Origin of the sequence: Enterobacter hormaechei subsp. xiangfangensis, from assembly GCF_001729785.1 — a bacterium.
GTDB lineage: Bacteria > Pseudomonadota > Gammaproteobacteria > Enterobacterales > Enterobacteriaceae > Enterobacter > Enterobacter hormaechei_C.
In genome coordinates this window covers 2,949,184-2,967,630 of record NZ_CP017183.1, presented here as the reverse complement: position 1 = coordinate 2,967,630, position 18,447 = coordinate 2,949,184, and the positions used below count along the sequence as shown (strand labels likewise).

Below are 18,447 nucleotides of genomic sequence, written 5' to 3'. Positions count from 1 at the left end.
GCTGAGGTTGTATGCTGAAAAAGATTACCCGACGCCGATTTGTCTCTTCTTTATCCGTCCTGGCTGCCATGCCGCTGCTGTCGCCCCGCGCTGCGCGGGCGGCGACCGGGAAGACGGTTTCTGTCGATCGCTACAACAATAACGACTGGATCGCCGCCTTTAAGCAGGCATTTACCGAGGGCGATACCGTTGTTGTTCCCGCCGGGTTAACCTGTGAAAACATCAATACCGGCATTTTCATTCCTGATGGCAAAACCCTGCTGATCCGCGGTGCGCTGAAGGGCAACGGCCGCGGGCGGTTTGTGCTCCAGGAAGGCTGCAAGGTCATCGGGGAAGGAGAGGGGCGCACGCATAACATTACGCTGGACGTGCGTGGCTCCGACTGTGTCATTAAAGGGCTGGCGATGAGCGGCTTCGGCCCCGTCACCCAGATCTACATCGGCGGTAAAAAGCCGAGAGTGATGCGTAACCTGCTTATCGATCGCATTGCCGTGAGCCAGGCCAACTACGCCATTCTGCGCCAGGGTTTCCATAATCAGGTGGATGGTGCGCGCATTACCAACAGCAAATTCAGTCATTTGCAGGGTGACGCGATTGAGTGGAACGTGGCGATTAACGACCGTAACATCCTGATCTCTGACCACGTGATCGATAACATCAACTGCACAAACGGCAAGATCAACTGGGGCATAGGCATTGGGCTGGCTGGCAGCACGTACGACAATGACTATCCGGAACAGCAGACCGTTAAAAACTTCGTGGTGGCGAATATCACCGGCAGCAACTGTCGGCAGCTGGTGCATGTTGAAAACGGTAAACACTTTGTGATCCGTAATATCAAGGCCAGCAATATTACTCCCGACTTCAGTAAAAAGGCCGGAATTGATAACGCAACGGTAGCTATTTATGGTTGTGATAATTTCGTTATCGATAATATCGATATGGTGAACAGCGCCGGAATGTTAATCGGGTATGGCGTGATCAAGGGCGATTATCTGTCGATACCGCAAAACTTCAAACTTAACGATATTCGCCTGGATAACCGACAGCTTGCCTATAAGCTGCGCGGGATACAGATTTCCTCCGGCAATGCTACGTCGTTTGTTGCCATCACCAACGTTGAGATGCAGCGGGCAACGCTTGAGCTGCATAACAAACCCCAGCACCTTTTCTTACGTAATATCAACGTGATGCAGGAGTCAACGACGGGGCCGGCTTTGAAGATGAACTTCGATTTGCGCAAAGACGTGCGCGGGAAGTTTATGGCCAAAAACGAGACGCTGTTGTCGCTTGCGAACATAAAAGCGGTTAATGAAAAGGGGCAGAGTTCGGTGGATATTGATCGGGTCGATCAACACGTGGTGAATACGGAACGGTTGAATTTTGCGCTGCCGCACAGGTGATCATAAAGGTTATTTTGCGACTATTCCTGGTATGGAATCGCGATCTATTCAGATTACAACTACTGTAATTTGTGGTGGGGTGACCTAAGATTACTTCATATTTACGGTAAAACATGCTGGCGAAAACAGGTTTAAAAGCTATAATTCGTCAACCATTTTAAGGTGGAAGAAATAATGATTAATTTGAAAGCAGTCATACCGGTAGCGGGTTTGGGCATGCACATGTTGCCCGCCACAAAGGCCATTCCTAAAGAGATGCTGCCGATCGTTGACAAGCCGATGATTCAGTACATCGTCGACGAGATTGTTGCTGCGGGGATCAAAGAAATCGTTCTGGTGACGCACTCTTCTAAGAACGCCGTCGAGAACCACTTCGACACCTCTTATGAACTCGAAGCGCTTCTTGAGCAGCGCGTTAAGCGTCAGCTTCTGGCAGAAGTTCAGTCTATCTGTCCTCCTGGCGTGACCATCATGAACGTGCGTCAGGCGCAGCCGCTGGGTCTGGGCCACTCAATCCTCTGCGCGCGGCCAGTGGTGGGCGATAACCCGTTCATCGTGGTTCTGCCGGACATCATTATTGATACCGCTTCCGCCGATCCGCTGCGTTATAACCTGGCGGCAATGGTCGCTCGCTTCAATGAGACGGGCCGCAGCCAGGTGCTGGCGAAACGTATGAAGGGCGATCTCTCCGAGTATTCTGTTATTCAGACTAAAGAGCCACTGGAGACAGAAGGGCAGGTGAGCCGGATTGTTGAGTTTATCGAAAAACCCGATCAGCCGCAGACCCTGGACTCTGACCTGATGGCAGTCGGCCGTTATGTGCTGAATGCGGATATCTGGGCCGAACTGGAAAAAACTAAGCCGGGTGCCTGGGAGCGTATTCAGCTGACCGATGCGATTGCTGAGCTGGGGAAAAAGCAGTCGGTTGATGCCATGCTGATGACCGGCGACAGCTATGACTGCGGTAAGAAAATAGGATATATGCAGGCGTTTGTGAACTATGGCCTGCGTAACCTGAAGGAAGGGGCGAAGTTCAGAAGCCGGATTGAGAAGTTGCTGGCTGACGGTTGATTTATCTCTCGAATGCATAAACGGCAGATGTTGTTTGGTTATGTTTATCATAAACAAATTATCATTGCCGTTTTTTATTGTCGCCTAAGGTAATATTAGCTTTCTATCAGTTACATAAAGTTATCAAATTCAAATGAAGGGTGATTTGTGCTTGTTTCTTAAAGCAATTAGGACGACAATTAACACCAACTTTTCCTCTTTTTAGATTCCAAAATCACTATTAACATTAGCTCAGTGCACTGGTAGCTGTTAAGCCAGGGGCGGTAGCATTTGTTTCGAAAAGGTAAATACTTGAAAGAAAAGCAGCATGATCTTAAAGCCGGATTTAAGTGGAGTGCAATTGAACGCATTATAACGCAATTTGCACAGTTATTAGTCCTGTTAGTATTAGCGAGAATCTTAGGACCTAAAGCTTATGGCTTAGTTGGTATGTTAACAATTTTTATAGCTGTTTCACAAACACTAGTTGACAGCGGTTTTTCGTCTGCTTTGATAAGGCGCAATAACAATACACAAAAGCAGTATTCAACAATTTTTTGGTTTAACTTCGGGACTGCATTGTTTTTATACATTGTAATTTTCTTTAGTGCAAAAGAAATTAGTCATTTTTTCAACGAACCGCAATTAGAAAAGATAATAAAAGTTTTAGGTTTGGTTATCATCATCAATGCCTTATGCATAGTTCATAGAACCAAACTTACGATCAATCTAGATTTCAAAAGTCAATCACAAATATCATTTTTATCAGTGTTAATTAGTGGTGTTGGTAGTATTGTTGTAGCTATTAATGGAGGAGGAGTTTGGTCGATTGTATTCAATAATATCCTTTTTTCATTATTATCAACAATTATGTATTTTTATAAATGTAAATGGGTTCCTAATCTAGTTTTTAATAGAAGATTTTTTTATGCTACTTCGAGATTTAGCGGCAATTTATTAGTAGCATCTTTATTGAATACATTTTTCGATAATTTGTACCAATTAGTTATAGGCAAATTTTTCAACACTTCACAAGTTGGTTTTTTTACACAAGCTAAAAATTTAACTCTGTTACCAACTAATACATATTCGGCAATAATACAACGAGTTACTTATCGCTATTTTAGTGAGATCAAGAATAATAGAACAATGCTGAACGAACAATACGAAGAAACAGTTAAGTACGCAACTGTTATTTTTTTTCCATTAATATTTGGGTTGGCCTTTTTTAGTGAAAACATAGTTAGTATAATATTAGGTAAAGAATGGATAATTACTGCCCGTTATATTTTCGTATTATGTTTCTGTTATTGTTTTTATCCTATTCATGCACTAAGTTTAAATGTTCTTAATGTATACGGAAGATCAGATCTTTTCCTGAAACTAGAAGTATTTAAAAAAATACTCATATCATTGTTAATGATAGCTACTATTAAATTTGGTATAGAATGGATGTGTTGGGGGTTGGTTTTGTACTCCGTTATTGCAACTTATATAAATTCAATTTATACAAATAAATTTTTAGATACAACTTTTATGAAATTGCTGAGTATTATCAGTCCGGCTTTTATAATATCGCTGGTTTCTTTTTTTGTTTCACATCTAATAATCAATAATTTGTCAAATGAATTTCTTAAGCTTGGAGGTTTACTATTCGGTTGTTGCGTATATTTTATGACTTATTATGTGTATGATAAAAATACTGTAAAAACAATATATTTTTGGGTAAAGCGCAATGACAAATAGAACTACTTCGATTTCCGTTGTTATTCCAGTTTATAACTGTGAAACAACAATAAAAAAAACCATCGATTCTGTTCTTGCTCAGGAAAATATAGATTTCGAAGTTATCATCGTGGATGATGGTTCTACAGATAGAAGTGCTGAAATCATAACTGAGTATGATGATGCGCGCATACGTTATTTTTACCAAGAAAATAGTGGGATAAGTTGCGCTTTAAATTATGGCATTTCTAAATCTAATGCTCCATTTGTAGCTAGAATTGATGGTGATGATGTAGCTTTACCAAACCGATTTAAAAAACAATATGATGTCCTTAAAAGTAATACACAAGTATGTCTGGTAGGAACAGCTGTTGATTATATTAACTCCAAAGGGGCTGTTATTGGCAGGACATTCCCCTACGTATTTCGCTTTAGCGCATCAAAAATATTATTACGGCAAAATTTATTTGCCCATCCTTCGGTTATGTTTAGGAAAGATATATTTATAAGAGCTGGAGGATACCCAAATGAATTATCAGGAATATGTGAAGATTATTATCTTTGGACACGGATGATTAAGTTTGGAGAAATGATAAACTTATCTGAATCCCTTACGCAGTATCGAATTTCTGAAGGGCAAATTACAGATTGGGTACCTAGTAAAGAATATTACAGTCTTATCAGAAAAATAATAGCATGTAATTTCATAGATTCTGGGCTAGTATCTAAGTTGAAAGAAACTAAAGAAAATGACAAAAAAGTTAACGATATAAATAGTAAAACTATTAAATTTAAGCGGGAGCAAGCTATTAAAAATAATTTATTTAACAGATTTTATTGCTACCTTATAAAATATAAAATTCCGAAATATGATGCAGCAAAATACATATGTATAATAAAGAGCATGATCGTATATATACGCCACACCCTAAATAAAATATAGGGAAAATCCGTGAACGCTAATTTATTTTTAACTCTTACATTATTTATAATAAATCCTATGCTGGGTACATTATCTTCTATTATTGTACTTGCTAGAATTGAATCTATTAGTATTTTCTTAATCTCATTAATGGGAGGGATTACAGCCTATAATCTGGTTCCTTATGAAACAATGGATTTAGCTACTCATTATTACAAATTTGAAGCGCTGAAAGGAATCAACTATTATTTTATCTTTGATGAGGGGATTAATGTTTTATTCTATTTTTATATGAAGGCACTAGGAGATCTCGGCTTCAATAAAGAATGGGTACCGTTTTTTAGCACATTTTTTGGATACTTTTTTTTATTGACATCATTGAAAAGAAATTTACCAGCATCACTGCGAGATAGCACTAGAATATATTTATATTTGCTGTGGTTTTTGACTATATCCTTTTTATCTTTGAGTAATGGAATAAGAAGTGGGTTGTCAAGTGCACTATTTATTTACGCATTGCAATATGCCTATAATAAAAAAATGTTTAAAGCAATTCTTTGGGGTATAATTTCAACATTAGTACATAGTTTTGTAGCCCCTTTACTTTTTATCATTATAGTTATAAATTTTTTAAATAAATTTTTCTCCAAGCGGATGCTAAAGATATGCCTCATTGCATGCATAGTGGTATCTGGGTTTGTTGGTGTTCTTGCGATCCTTGAAAATATTATTTCATCATTATCATTCATTCCCTACATTGATCAAATATATAAAATTTATATTGTTGGTGATCGTTGGGGTAGTTCTGCGGAGTTCGATTTAAATACTAGAATTGCACAGTTTATTACTCAATTGCCATTCTTTTTTTCAGTCTTTATATTATTGATATCTAATCGGAAAAATATTATCTTTATAACTGCTGTTCTCATTTCATGTATATCAATAATTACTTTTCAATTCTGGGTTATTAGTGAGCGTTATCAATATGTGACAATATTAACAACAACATTTTATCTGATCTCAAAAGAAAGCACGTTCTTATTACCTAAGAGGTTTTTATTATTAACTTTATTTATATTGCAAATTATAGTAACGATATGGGCATTTTATCGCTTTAGATATATGATAATCCCAAGTATAGCTTTTATTACCTACCCTTTTCTTTTCTGTTTTTATCGCACTTTGGATTTATCAAAATTAATAAAGGTTTAAGTTATGAAGCGTAGAGTACTTCACATTGTTGGGACGTTAGACGTAGGTGGTATAGAGAAATGGGTTTGCAATATGATCAACTATGAGTTAAATAATAAAAACGAAATTGATTTTTATATATTTTCATTGGATTGTTCTCGTGATAAAATAGTCCCGCAAATACAATTACCAAGAGGAAAAATATTCTTTTCAAGTTCAAACTCAATTATTGGGAGAATTTCAAGTTTTGTGAAATTAATCAGACGGATAGAGCCAGACGTTATACACTTCCATCCCGGTTATTCTTCAGGTATCTATTTAACACTTGCTAAATTCTTTTCTAAAAATATAAGAATTGTGCATTCTCATTCAGATAGAAGAAGTATTGATTTCAAGATTAGCAAGTTGCGGAAATGCTATATAGCTATAATGAAGTTTTTTATAAGGTACTTCAGCGATTATAGAATAGCTGTATCAAAAAAAGCGGGCGATTCATTATTTGACGAGAATTACTTTATCCATCACTGCGGTGTGCCAGAACCCCAAAAACTTACCGCTAAAGAAGAGCAAGATAAGCAAAAAAGATCAAGCTACAAAATTTACCATATAGGACGTAATTCAGAGGCTAAGAATTATCCCTTTATCTTGGATCTGGCCGAAAGTTTATTAGAAAATAAAGATATTCAATTTTACTGCTTAGGTGCCGGTTTAGAAAAAATACATAGTGATGCCGTTCGACGTAATATAAGTAATATAAGTTTTCCCGGATTTATTGAAGATCCAAGTTACGAGATTTTACTTAATGCTGATTTATTTATATTGCCCTCATTATGGGAAGGATTACCACTGAGTGTTGTTGAAGCTCAAAAATGTCGTATTCCATGTTTAGTATCAAAAAATGTAACACAGGAATGTAATATTGGTTTAGCACATTTTATCAAACTTGATGTGGATACTTGGAAATTGGCTATACTTGAATACAAAGAGAATAACCTTAGTGATTGCCAAATTGATAACATGAAATTCTCACTCGAAATTGACATGTGTTATTTTAAAAAATTATATGGAATAAATTATGTTAATTAAAGCTTTCCGTAAATTTGGGCAAATTTTAAATACAACTATTTACAAGGTTTTGTTTAAGAGACTGTATGTTAATCCTATAAAATCACATTTTTTTGGCGTATTAACTATTGAAAAAGAAGGAGAGGTTGTTATAGAGGATCTGTTTCGCGCTCGCAGAGGTATGTGTATTAATTGTAAAGGCGGAAAGATAAAAATAGGGAAGTCAGTTTTTTTTAATAATAACGTTTCAATTAATTGTCAGCAAAGTGTTTCAATAGGGGATAACGTCTTAATAGGTGAGAGTGTTAAAATTTATGATCACGATCATGACTATCGTAAAGGAAATATTGAAAAAAGAGATTCCTTCATTTGTTCCCCTGTAAATATTGGGCATAATGTATGGATTGGTAGTAATGTGCTGATTTTGCGAGGTGTAACGATTGGAGATAATTGCATTATTAGCGCTGGTTCGATTGTGACGAAAAGTATTCCAAGCAATAATATATTAATTCAAAAACATATTTCCGAATACAAGGAAATAAAAATATTATGATTAAAGAAACAAAAATACTCTTCATCGATAGTTATTATAATTCTCTTTATGGCGCGCAGAAAAGCATGCTTAATTTAGCGGAAAAACTTAAAGAACGCAATTTAGAAGTTGTTATTGCGTCAGTTGCGCAAGGCGACCTTCTTAAAGAGGCTAGTTATAAAGGATTTAATATATTTTGCTTTGATTTAAACTATTATCTACTACGTTCTATATCGGTTAACAATACCTTTTTAAAAAAAATATGGTATCTTTGTGTATTATTCTTGACATGGTGCAAGATACTTTTTAAGTACATTTTTCAGTTAAAAAAATATGATGTTATATGTATTAATGATATTAGAACCTGTATTTTACTATTGCCATTGATAATAATTTATCAAAGAAAGATGATATGGTATATACGCATTCGTGAAGAACAGAAAAAAATTGTTTATATACTATCGCACTTCTTCTCTACTGTTATATTTATATCTTCAGATTTACAAGAATCTACACATTTATCTAAAAGAACTAAAACCGAGAAGCTTCTTACAGGATTTCCAAATCATGATCTTAAGCTCAAAGAAAGTATCTTGAATGAAGTTAAGTTTGTCACTGTTGGTTCAATTAATGCTCGTAAAAACCAAATCGAAGTTTTAAATGTATTTAAACGACTTGATAAAAAAATAAATTCGAAATGTACATTAGATATTATCGGTTCATATGAACCTGAAGATTACGATTATTACAAAACATTAGAAAAGAAAATTTCAGATGATTGTTTATTAAAGGATAAAGTACAGATCAAAGGATATAGTAATAATGTTATTAATGAATTAGAAGAATATGACGTATTTATTTTTTCTTCATTGAGGGAAGGATTGCCACGTTCAGTCATAGAAGCGTTGCAGGCAGGATTGTATGTAATAGCAAGACCGGTTGATGGAATAAAAGATATTATATTAATGGATGATTTAGGTTTTATTTACTCGAGGCTAGATGATTTTGATGATTTTACAGTTAATAAAATTTCTCTATATACTAAAAAGAAAAATTTAAAACAAGCTCGCAATGCTTTTGTTAATAACCGATTCGATAATGATAAATATGTTGATAATTTTTTGAAAATAATTAATTCAGTCTTAGGTAAAGCTTGATGAAAGTTGGTAAAAAGATAAAGATCGTGCATGTACAATTGCTTCCGCTATTAAGTGGAGTACAACGGGTATCCCTTCAAGAATTCCTATTATTGAATAGTGATCGATATGAGAAAATTCTTATTTGCAAAGAGCCCGGCGATTTAACCAAAGAGTCCGAAAAAGTTGGTGTTAAATGTTTTTATGTGCCCTCGCTTGTAAGAAATATATCGCCATTCAAAGATTTTAAATCTTTTATTAATTTATTATCGTTATTTAAATACATTAAAGCAGACATTGTCCACACACATTCTGCTAAGACTGGTGTTCTTGGCCGAATTGCAGCAAAATTAGCTGGTGTACCAATTGTAATACATACAGTACATGGATTTTCTTTCGAAAGTACTAATAATAAAGCTATATCTTTCGTATATAAGTTTGTAGAATTTGTAAGTGCTTTTTTTAGTGACAGAATTATTTGTTTACATAACGAAGATAAAAAAAAATGTATAAATATTCTGAAGGTTCCTAAGGAAAAGATTTGTATATTGCCTAACGGTGTTGATTTAGATAAATTTCACCCCGTAGAAGAAAAACAAAAAAAACTTTTAAGGGCGAATTTCAACCTCCAACACGCTTCACTTATATTTACAATGGTTGGTCGATTATGGGATCAAAAAAATCCACTCTTGTTAGTTCAAGCGGCACAAAAGTATTTGCGATGTAATTCTGAATCAAATGATGTCTTTATACTTGTAGGCGATGGTGATCTGAGAATTAAAATTGAGGAATTAGCGGCTAAAGAGATAAATGCTGGGAAAATTATTTTATTGGGATGGCGAAATGATATTGCTGAAATTCTTTCTTTAAGCGATGTATTTATCTTACCTTCAAAATGGGAAGGTATGCCATTGGCCATACTTGAGGCGCAAGCTGCGGGTTTACCTTGTATCGCTTCTGATATAGCTGGTAACAAATCCTTAATCAAAGATAATATCAACGGTATATTGTTTAAGAATGATTCGGTGAATAGTTTGCTAACAAAAATAAAATTAATGTCATTGGCGGACGAAAGAAAGAGAATTAGTCATAATGCTATGGATATAGTTAAAAAAGATCACTGTATTCAATCAAGGATTAAGGAAATAGAATCTTTATACGAAAGTTTGCTTAATTAATAGAATATTATAAAGGTGACCTATGAATATTTTACTTACTGGTGGTGCTGGATATATTGGTAGCCATATAGCAGTGGAGTTACTACTTAAGGGTTATAATGTTTTTTTATTTGATAATCTTTCGAATTCCAATGAAATTGTTGTAGAAAAGATACATCAGATTACCGGTAGAAAACCTTTCCTTTACAAGGGGGATTTATTATCTTTTGATGAGTTAAAATCTTTTTTTTCTAACTATCATATTGATCAGGTAATCCATTTAGGCGCTTTAAAATCAGTAGGTGAGTCAGTTGGTAAACCTATCAAGTATTATCTCAATAACATAACTGGTACTCTAAATTTAGTTAAGGTTATGGATTATTTTGGGATTAGGGATCTAATATTTAGTTCATCAGCAACTGTTTATGGAAATCCTAGAACGCTACCATTGACGGAGTCCTCACCTACAGGAGAAGTCCAAAACCCATACGGTTATACTAAATTAATGGTTGAACATATATTAGAAGATTTATGTCGTTCTAATTCAGAATGGAATATAACTTCTTTGAGATATTTCAATCCTGTAGGTGCTCACCCTAGTGGATTAATTGGAGAAGATCCACAAGACATACCTAACAATATCCTTCCATATATTACTCAGGTAGCTATAGGAAAACGAGAGCAGCTCTTTGTTTTTGGGGATGACTACAATACTAAAGACGGAACTGGTGTGCGAGATTACATTCATGTTCAAGATCTTGCTTTAGGACATATAGCTGCATTAAAACGAATAAAAGAACAAAAAAAATACAAAATATATAATTTAGGTACTGGAAGAGGATATTCAGTACTCGACCTTATTCACACTTTCGAGAAAATTAACCGTATATCAATTCCATACATAATAACTGACCGACGTGAGGGCGACATTGCCGAGTGCTGGTCCTCCCCAGCCCTTGCTCAACAAGAGCTGGGATGGAGAGCATGTAAAACACTAGACGAAATGTTGAAGGACGCATGGAATTTTCAAGTTAAAAACCCTAATGGTATGAAATAATAAACTGTTAATTAACATATTATTTATTGATATGTTATCATCTCAAGCATTTACAGTTGTTCTTAATGATAACCAAATTTCATAGGAGTAAAGCATGTCCAAGCAACAGATCGGCGTTGTCGGTATGGCAGTGATGGGGCGCAACCTGGCGCTCAACATCGAAAGCCGTGGTTATACCGTCTCCGTTTTCAACCGCTCCCGTGATAAGACCGAAGAAGTCATCGCTGAGAATCCAGGCAAAAAACTGGTTCCTTTCTATACGGTTAAAGAGTTCGTTGAGTCTCTGGAAACACCTCGTCGTATCCTGTTAATGGTGAAAGCGGGCGCAGGTACCGACGCTGCTATCGATTCACTGAAACCGTATCTGGATAAAGGCGACATCATTATCGATGGCGGCAACACCTTCTTCCACGACACCATTCGTCGTAACCGTGAACTGTCTGCTGAAGGCTTCAACTTCATTGGTACCGGCGTATCCGGCGGTGAAGAGGGCGCTCTGAAAGGTCCATCCATCATGCCTGGCGGTCAGAAAGAAGCGTACGAACTGGTTGCGCCTATTCTGACTAAAATCGCAGCCGTAGCTGAAGACGGCGAGCCATGCGTGACCTATATCGGTCCTGATGGCGCTGGTCATTACGTGAAAATGGTTCACAACGGCATTGAATATGGCGACATGCAGCTGATTGCTGAAGCCTACTCTCTGCTGAAGGGCGGTCTGAACCTCTCCAACGAGGAGCTCGCAGAGACCTTCACCGAGTGGAACAAAGGCGAGCTGAACAGCTATCTGATCGACATCACCAAAGATATCTTCACCAAGAAAGATGAAGAGGGTAAATACCTGGTCGATGTGATTCTGGATGAAGCGGCGAACAAAGGTACCGGTAAATGGACCAGCCAGAGCTCTCTGGATCTGGGTGAGCCGTTGTCCCTGATCACCGAATCCGTATTTGCACGTTATATCTCTTCTCTGAAAGAGCAGCGTGTTGCGGCATCTAAGGTGCTGTCTGGTCCTCAGGCTAAACCCGCTGGTGACAAAGCTGAATTCGTTGAAAAAGTCCGTCGTGCACTGTACCTGGGTAAAATCGTCTCTTACGCGCAGGGCTTCTCTCAGCTGCGTGCAGCTTCAGACGAGAACAACTGGGATCTGAACTACGGTGAGATTGCGAAGATCTTCCGTGCCGGCTGTATCATTCGCGCCCAGTTCCTGCAAAAAATCACCGATGCCTATGCTGAAAATGCGGGTATCGCCAACCTTCTGCTGGCGCCTTACTTCAAGCAGATTGCTGACGAATATCAGCAGGCGCTGCGTGATGTTGTTGCGTACGCGGTGCAGAATGGTATCCCGGTTCCAACCTTCTCCGCTGCGGTGGCGTACTACGACAGCTATCGTGCTGCCGTTCTGCCAGCGAACCTGATTCAGGCACAGCGTGACTACTTCGGTGCGCATACCTATAAGCGTACGGATAAAGAAGGTGTGTTCCACACCGAATGGCTGGATTAATATACGGTTAGCCATGCCATCAAGCCCGGTAGCGATACCGGGCTTTTTTATCTTACCCGATCCACCTACTGTTTAATGGAATAGATTGCGTGAAAATTCTAGTTACTGGCGGTGCCGGTTTTATCGGTTCCGCGGTTATCCGACATATTATTAGCAATACTCGGGATAGCGTTGTTAACGTTGATAAATTGACCTATGCCGGTAATCTGGAATCCTTGCGTGAAGTAAGCGATAGCGAGCGCTATGTTTTTGAGCATGCCGATATATGTGATAAAGAGGCAATGGCGCGTATTTTTGCTACCCATCAGCCTGATGCGGTAATGCACCTGGCTGCCGAGAGCCATGTCGACCGTTCTATTACCGGTCCCGCTGCGTTTATTGAAACCAATATTGTTGGCACGTATAACCTGTTAGAAACGAGCCGTGCTTACTGGTCTTCACTGGACGAGGCAGCAAAATCCGCCTTCCGTTTCCATCACATTTCAACTGATGAGGTTTACGGCGATCTGCCTCATCCCGATGAACATTATGACTCCACCCCGTTACCGCTGTTTACCGAGAAAACAGCGTATCAGCCAAGCAGCCCTTACTCAGCGTCAAAAGCGTCCAGCGACCATTTAGTTCGAGCCTGGATACGCACCTATGGTTTACCTGGGATTGTGACAAATTGTTCGAATAATTATGGCCCATACCACTTTCCTGAAAAGCTGATCCCTCTTGTTATCCTTAATGCGCTGGATAATAAACCATTGCCGATCTACGGTAAGGGCGATCAAATCCGTGACTGGTTATACGTTGAAGATCATGCTCGTGCACTGTATACGGTTCTGACTACGGGTAAGCCGGGCGAAACCTATAATATTGGCGGCCATAACGAGAAGAAAAATATTGAAGTCGTTCAGACAATTTGTGATCTGCTCAATGAAATGGTACCGAAAGAAACATCCTATCGCGCACAAATTACTTATGTCGCGGACCGACCAGGTCACGACAGACGTTATGCAATTGATGCTCATAAAATTAGCGACGAGCTCGGATGGACTCCTCTGGAAACCTTTGAAAGCGGCATCCGTAAAACGGTTGAATGGTATTTGAATAACCAGGAGTGGGTTTCGAATGTGAAAAGCGGGGCCTATAAGAGCTGGATTGAGCAGAATTATGGGGAGCGTAAGTAAATGACGAAACGTAAAGGGATTATATTAGCTGGCGGATCGGGTACACGTCTTTATCCCGTGACTATGGCCGTAAGTAAGCAATTGTTGCCAATTTACGATAAGCCAATGATCTATTATCCGCTCTCTACGCTTATGCTGGCAGGTATACGAGATATTCTGATTATCAGCACGCCTCAGGACACTCCGCGTTTTGAACAACTGCTCGGAAACGGTAGCCAGTGGGGATTGCATATCCAGTATAAAGTGCAACCAAGTCCTGATGGACTGGCACAAGCTTTTATTCTGGGTGAAGAGTTTATCGGTGAGGATAATTGTGCGCTGGTATTAGGCGATAATATTTTTTACGGACACGATCTCCCCAGACTGCTTGAAGGCGCAGCAAGCCAGCAAGAGGGTGCGACCGTATTCGCCTATCATGTCAGCGACCCGGAACGCTATGGCGTCGTTGAGTTTGATAAAGACGGTACTGCAATTGGTCTTGAGGAGAAGCCTCAGCAACCCAAGAGTAATTACGCAATAACCGGTCTTTATTTTTACGACAACGATGTGATTGAGATGGCCAAAAGTTTAACGCCGTCCGAGCGAGGTGAACTCGAAATTACCGACATCAACCGCATCTATATGCAGCAGGGACGATTGTCTGTCGCGATGATGAGACGCGGTTATGCCTGGCTGGATACCGGAACGCATCAGAGTATGATCGAGGCAAGCAATTTTATCGCCACAATTGAAGAGCGACAGGGGCTAAAAGTTTCATGTCCTGAAGAGATTGCGTTCCGACGAGGTTTTATTGATGCCGAACAACTTCGGGTACTCGCTGACCCATTGAAAAAGACAGGGTATGGTCAGTATCTGCTGAATCTGACCAAGGGATTAGTCTGATTTGACGAAGTAAGCAGTTTTCCTCTGCTTGCTATCGACTGCCCTTTAACGTCTTATTGTCGCTGTAAAACAGGTACTTTGCTTAGTGTAACGACAGAACTTTTTGTTGAGCAAAAACATTTTTCAAAAAACCTGAAACCTTGACAGCGAATGAAGGTTAGCGATAAAAAACGCTTAGTTAATCATTGTGGTGACTGTGTTATGGTCATCAAAAACTCAAACGTGTAGAAGTCAAACAAATGAAAATAACCATCTCCGGAACAGGCTATGTTGGTCTCTCAAACGGTATTCTGATTGCACAAAACCATGAAGTGGTTGCGCTGGATATCGTGCAGGCAAAAGTGGACATGCTTAACCAGAAGAAGTCCCCGATCGTCGATAAAGAGATTGAAGAGTACCTCGCGACTAAACCGCTGAACTTCCGCGCTACCACGGACAAAGAAGACGCTTACCGCGATGCGGATTTCGTCATCATCGCCACCCCAACCGACTACGATCCTAAAACCAACTACTTCAATACCTCAACCGTTGAAGCGGTGATCAAAGACGTTACGGCAATCAACCCGAACGCAGTGATGATCATCAAGTCGACAATTCCAGTGGGTTTCACCAAATCGATTAAAGAAGAGTTGGGTATTGATAATGTCTTCTTCTCGCCGGAATTTCTCCGCGAGGGCAGGGCGTTATACGATAACCTGCACCCATCCCGTATCGTGATTGGCGAGCGTTCCGAGCGCGCAGAGCGTTTTGCTGCGTTGCTTCAGGAAGGCGCAATCAAAAAAGATATTCCGGTGCTGTTCACCGATTCCACCGAGGCAGAGGCCATTAAGCTTTTCGCCAATACCTATCTGGCGATGCGCGTGGCTTACTTCAACGAACTTGACAGCTACGCAGAGAGCTTAGGTCTGAACACCCGTCAGATCATCGAGGGCGTGTGTCTTGACCCGCGTATCGGTAACCACTACAACAACCCGTCATTCGGTTACGGCGGCTACTGTCTGCCAAAAGACACCAAGCAGCTGCTGGCTAACTATCAGGCGGTGCCGAACAACCTGATTTCTGCCATTGTGGATGCCAACCGCACGCGTAAAGACTTCATCTCGGATTCTATTCTCGCTCGTCAGCCAAAAGTGGTGGGCGTGTATCGCCTGATCATGAAGAGCGGTTCCGATAACTTCCGCGCTTCTTCCATTCAGGGGATCATGAAGCGTATTAAGGCGAAGGGCGTGCAGGTCATTATTTATGAACCGGCGATGCAGGAAGATGAGTTCTTCCATTCGCGTGTGATCCGCGATCTGGATGCGTTTAAGAAAGAAGCGGATGTAATTATCTCCAACCGTATGGCGGAAGAGCTGGCGGACGTGAAAGATAAAGTCTATACCCGCGATTTGTTCGGCAGCGACTGATCAAAATCGTGATATAAAAAAACCCGGCACTGTGCCGGGTTTTTTGTTTTTAAACGTTATAGAAGTTGCGGTACCAGTCGACGAAGTTTTTCACTCCTTCTTTGACTGAGGTTTGTGGTTTAAACCCAATAACGTCATACAGCGCTTTGGTGTCCGCACTGGTCTCCAGCACGTCCCCCGGCTGGATCGGCATCATATTTTTCACCGCTTCTTTCCCCAGCGCCTCTTCAAGCGCGGTGATGTAATCCATCAGTTCGACAGGTGAGCTGTTACCGATGTTATACACGCGATACGGGGCAGAGCTGGTTGCTGGCGAACCGGCTTCGACCGTCCAGTCGGCATCGGCCTGAGGAATAACGTCCTGTAGGCGGATAATCGCCTCCGCAATATCATCGATATAGGTGAAGTCGCGCTTCATCTTGCCGTAGTTGTATACGTCGATGCTGTTGCCTTCAATCATGGCTTTGGTGAATTTGAACAGCGCCATGTCCGGTCGGCCCCATGGGCCATACACGGTAAAGAAGCGCAGGCCAGTGGTAGGCAGATTGTACAGATGCGAATAGGTATGCGACATCAGCTCGTTAGCTTTTTTGGTTGCCGCATACAGGGATACCGGATGATCCACGGAGTCGTCAGTAGAAAACGGCATCTTACGGTTGAGGCCGTAGACAGAGCTGGATGAAGCATACAGAAGGTGCTGAACCTTATTGTGGCGACAGCCTTCCAGTACGTTCAGGTGACCTACCAGGTTTGCATCTGCGTAGGCATGCGGGTTTTCCAGCGAGTAACGCACTCCCGCCTGGGCGGCAAGATGGATCACGCGGTCAAATTTCTCATTGGCGAAGAGCGCAGCCATGCCCTCGCGGTCCGCTAAATCAAGCTTGTGGAAGGTGAAACTCTCGGATTTGAGCAGTTCGAGGCGAGCGAGCTTGAGGTTAGGGTCATAGTAATCATTCAGATTATCAATCCCAACAACTTCATGCCCTGCATCAAGCAGGCGCTTGCTGACATGAGAACCGATAAAGCCCGCCGCGCCCGTTACCAGAAATTTCATAGTTTCCTCATTTAGTCTGTGTTCTTGTTGATGCCACTGGGCATCAAAGTCCATCTATGATAACGCGTTGGAATCGACATACATAACCCATCTTTCCGATATAACTCATCGGATTCTTATAGAAAAATCGCCAGCAACAGATACACTAAGGAAACAAGATTATTTTTGCCCTTTTTCATCTGTTAGGGATTGTATGACGCAAAACAACAATAGCCTGGTCACACGCAACAATGACCCGGAGCAAATTGATTTACTGGATTTAGTGCTACAGCTGTGGCGTGGTAAGTGGGTAATTGGAGCATTCGTTGCTGCTTTTATCGTTCTTGCCGTTGTTTACATCACTGTTGCTAAAGAGAAATGGACGTCATCCGCCATCATAGCCCAGCCAGATGCGGCACAAATCGCCACTTATTCCAATGCGTTGAATATCCTCTATGGTGGGGCAGCTCCATCCATGCTGGATATTCAGAATCGTGCTATTGGTCGTTTTAATTCTTCCTTCTCGGCATTAGCTCAGGCGCTGGAGAATCAGGAAGATCCGGAAAAACTGACTATTGAGCCTACCGTAAAAGGGCAAAGTTTACCTTTAACCGTAAGCTATCAGGGCGAATCCGCTGATGCAGCTCAAAAGCAATTAGCTCAGTATATTCAGCAGGTTGATGAGCAGACGGCTAAAGAACTGACGCTTGACCTCAGAGATAACCTCAAGCAGCAGATCACAACCCTGAACGACTCGCTTCAAAACCAGGAGAAAGTGGCACAGGAGCAGAAAGATCTGCGTATCAAACAGATCTCTGAAGCTTACAAGAATGCGGAAGCAGCTAATATTAGTACTCCACAGCTCCAGCAAACGCAGGATGTCACTCAGGAAACCATGTTCCTGCTGGGTACCGTAGCGCTCAAGTCAATGATTGATAACGAAGCGTCACGTCCGCTGGTCTTCTCAGGCGCTTACTACCAGACCAAACAAAACTTACTTGATATTCAGAACCTCAACGTTAACCCAGACACCATTCACGTCTATCGTTACGTTATGAAACCTAATCTGCCTATCCGACGTGACAGCCCTAAAAAGGCCATCACCCTCATCCTTGCCGTTCTCCTCGGCGGGATCATCGGTTCTGCTGTCGTCCTCGGCCGTAACGCGCTGAGAAACTACAAACCAAGAGCCTGATTTACACACAAAAAAAG

Annotated in this window: 16 protein-coding genes; 15 read left to right on the top strand and 1 reads right to left on the bottom strand. The window is 40.5% G+C overall.

All coding sequences use genetic code 11. The features are described from left to right. Positions 1-11 precede the first annotated feature (11 nt). From wcaM to ugd, 14 genes are all read left to right on the top strand, one after another. Positions 12-1,403: a colanic acid biosynthesis protein WcaM gene (gene wcaM / locus BFV63_RS14265; RefSeq protein ID WP_048240490.1), complete on the top strand. Its 1,392-nt coding sequence runs from the start codon at positions 12-14 to the stop codon at positions 1,401-1,403. Between the two features lie 174 nt (positions 1,404-1,577). After that, positions 1,578-2,474, top strand: coding sequence for a GalU regulator GalF (gene galF, locus BFV63_RS14260; RefSeq protein ID WP_048240491.1), 897 nt, complete (start codon positions 1,578-1,580; stop codon positions 2,472-2,474). 291 nt (positions 2,475-2,765) lie between these two features. Next, the gene (locus tag BFV63_RS14255; RefSeq protein ID WP_048241819.1) at positions 2,766-4,199 is read left to right on the top strand and encodes a lipopolysaccharide biosynthesis protein; all 1,434 of its coding nucleotides are present in this window, start codon (positions 2,766-2,768) and stop codon (positions 4,197-4,199) included. Further along, on the top strand, positions 4,189-5,121 hold the full coding sequence (locus tag BFV63_RS14250) for a glycosyltransferase family 2 protein (protein WP_048240492.1): 933 nt from the start codon (positions 4,189-4,191) through the stop codon (positions 5,119-5,121). The genes BFV63_RS14255 and BFV63_RS14250 overlap by 11 nt, the downstream gene beginning before the upstream one ends. A 9-nt stretch (positions 5,122-5,130) precedes the next feature. Then, complete coding sequence (locus BFV63_RS14245; protein ID WP_072059006.1) at positions 5,131-6,312, top strand: EpsG family protein; 1,182 nt, start codon at positions 5,131-5,133, stop codon at positions 6,310-6,312. A gap of 3 nt (positions 6,313-6,315) precedes the next feature. Then, positions 6,316-7,377: a glycosyltransferase gene (locus BFV63_RS14240; RefSeq protein ID WP_048240493.1), complete on the top strand. Its 1,062-nt coding sequence runs from the start codon at positions 6,316-6,318 to the stop codon at positions 7,375-7,377. Then, complete coding sequence (locus BFV63_RS14235) at positions 7,367-7,909, top strand: acyltransferase (protein ID WP_053071050.1); 543 nt, start codon at positions 7,367-7,369, stop codon at positions 7,907-7,909. The genes BFV63_RS14240 and BFV63_RS14235 overlap by 11 nt, the downstream gene beginning before the upstream one ends. Next, entirely contained in the window at positions 7,906-9,045 is a 1,140-nt protein-coding gene (locus BFV63_RS14230) for a glycosyltransferase family 4 protein (protein ID WP_048240494.1), read from the top strand. The genes BFV63_RS14235 and BFV63_RS14230 overlap by 4 nt, the downstream gene beginning before the upstream one ends. Continuing rightward, positions 9,045-10,202, top strand: coding sequence for a glycosyltransferase family 4 protein (locus BFV63_RS14225; protein WP_047728961.1), 1,158 nt, complete (start codon positions 9,045-9,047; stop codon positions 10,200-10,202). The genes BFV63_RS14230 and BFV63_RS14225 overlap by 1 nt, the downstream gene beginning before the upstream one ends. Positions 10,203-10,224: 22 nt before the next feature. Continuing rightward, positions 10,225-11,238, top strand: coding sequence for a UDP-glucose 4-epimerase GalE (galE, locus tag BFV63_RS14220; protein ID WP_048240495.1), 1,014 nt, complete (start codon positions 10,225-10,227; stop codon positions 11,236-11,238). 94 nt (positions 11,239-11,332) lie between these two features. Next, entirely contained in the window at positions 11,333-12,739 is a 1,407-nt protein-coding gene (gndA, locus tag BFV63_RS14215) for an NADP-dependent phosphogluconate dehydrogenase (protein WP_006811221.1), read from the top strand. Positions 12,740-12,828: 89 nt separating this feature from the next. Next, entirely contained in the window at positions 12,829-13,914 is a 1,086-nt protein-coding gene (gene rfbB / locus BFV63_RS14210) for a dTDP-glucose 4,6-dehydratase (RefSeq protein ID WP_048240496.1), read from the top strand. Further along, positions 13,915-14,796, top strand: a complete 882-nt coding sequence (gene rfbA, locus BFV63_RS14205) for a glucose-1-phosphate thymidylyltransferase RfbA (protein ID WP_048240497.1) — start codon at positions 13,915-13,917, stop codon at positions 14,794-14,796. It abuts the gene before it with no gap. A 239-nt stretch (positions 14,797-15,035) separates the two neighbouring features. Next, positions 15,036-16,202: a UDP-glucose 6-dehydrogenase gene (gene ugd / locus BFV63_RS14200; protein ID WP_003859477.1), complete on the top strand. Its 1,167-nt coding sequence runs from the start codon at positions 15,036-15,038 to the stop codon at positions 16,200-16,202. A gap of 49 nt (positions 16,203-16,251) precedes the next feature. Here ugd and BFV63_RS14195 read toward each other — a convergent pair whose 3' ends face one another. Further along, positions 16,252-17,256, bottom strand: coding sequence for an NAD-dependent epimerase (locus BFV63_RS14195; RefSeq protein WP_048240498.1), 1,005 nt, complete (start codon positions 17,254-17,256; stop codon positions 16,252-16,254). Positions 17,257-17,449: 193 nt separating this feature from the next. Here BFV63_RS14195 and wzzB point away from each other — a divergent pair, with 193 nt between their 5' ends. Continuing rightward, positions 17,450-18,430, top strand: a complete 981-nt coding sequence (gene wzzB / locus BFV63_RS14190; protein WP_045897100.1) for an LPS O-antigen chain length determinant protein WzzB — start codon at positions 17,450-17,452, stop codon at positions 18,428-18,430. Positions 18,431-18,447 lie beyond the last annotated feature (17 nt).

Bases quoted from the DNA above. Each gene is read 5' to 3' on its own strand.
- wcaM (WP_048240490.1), top strand. From the start codon at position 12: ATGCTGAAAAAGATTACCCGACGCCGATTTGTCTCTTCTTTATCCGTC.
- galF (WP_048240491.1), top strand. From the start codon at position 1,578: ATGATTAATTTGAAAGCAGTCATACCGGTAGCGGGTTTGGGCATGCAC.
- BFV63_RS14250 (WP_048240492.1), top strand. From the start codon at position 4,189: ATGACAAATAGAACTACTTCGATTTCCGTTGTTATTCCAGTTTATAAC.
- BFV63_RS14240 (WP_048240493.1), top strand. From the start codon at position 6,316: ATGAAGCGTAGAGTACTTCACATTGTTGGGACGTTAGACGTAGGTGGT.
- BFV63_RS14235 (WP_053071050.1), top strand. From the start codon at position 7,367: ATGTTAATTAAAGCTTTCCGTAAATTTGGGCAAATTTTAAATACAACT.
- BFV63_RS14230 (WP_048240494.1), top strand. From the start codon at position 7,906: ATGATTAAAGAAACAAAAATACTCTTCATCGATAGTTATTATAATTCT.
- BFV63_RS14225 (WP_047728961.1), top strand. From the start codon at position 9,045: ATGAAAGTTGGTAAAAAGATAAAGATCGTGCATGTACAATTGCTTCCG.
- galE (WP_048240495.1), top strand. From the start codon at position 10,225: ATGAATATTTTACTTACTGGTGGTGCTGGATATATTGGTAGCCATATA.
- gndA (WP_006811221.1), top strand. From the start codon at position 11,333: ATGTCCAAGCAACAGATCGGCGTTGTCGGTATGGCAGTGATGGGGCGC.
- rfbA (WP_048240497.1), top strand. From the start codon at position 13,915: ATGACGAAACGTAAAGGGATTATATTAGCTGGCGGATCGGGTACACGT.
- ugd (WP_003859477.1), top strand. From the start codon at position 15,036: ATGAAAATAACCATCTCCGGAACAGGCTATGTTGGTCTCTCAAACGGT.
- BFV63_RS14195 (WP_048240498.1), bottom strand. From the start codon at position 17,256: ATGAAATTTCTGGTAACGGGCGCGGCGGGCTTTATCGGTTCTCATGTC.
- wzzB (WP_045897100.1), top strand. From the start codon at position 17,450: ATGACGCAAAACAACAATAGCCTGGTCACACGCAACAATGACCCGGAG.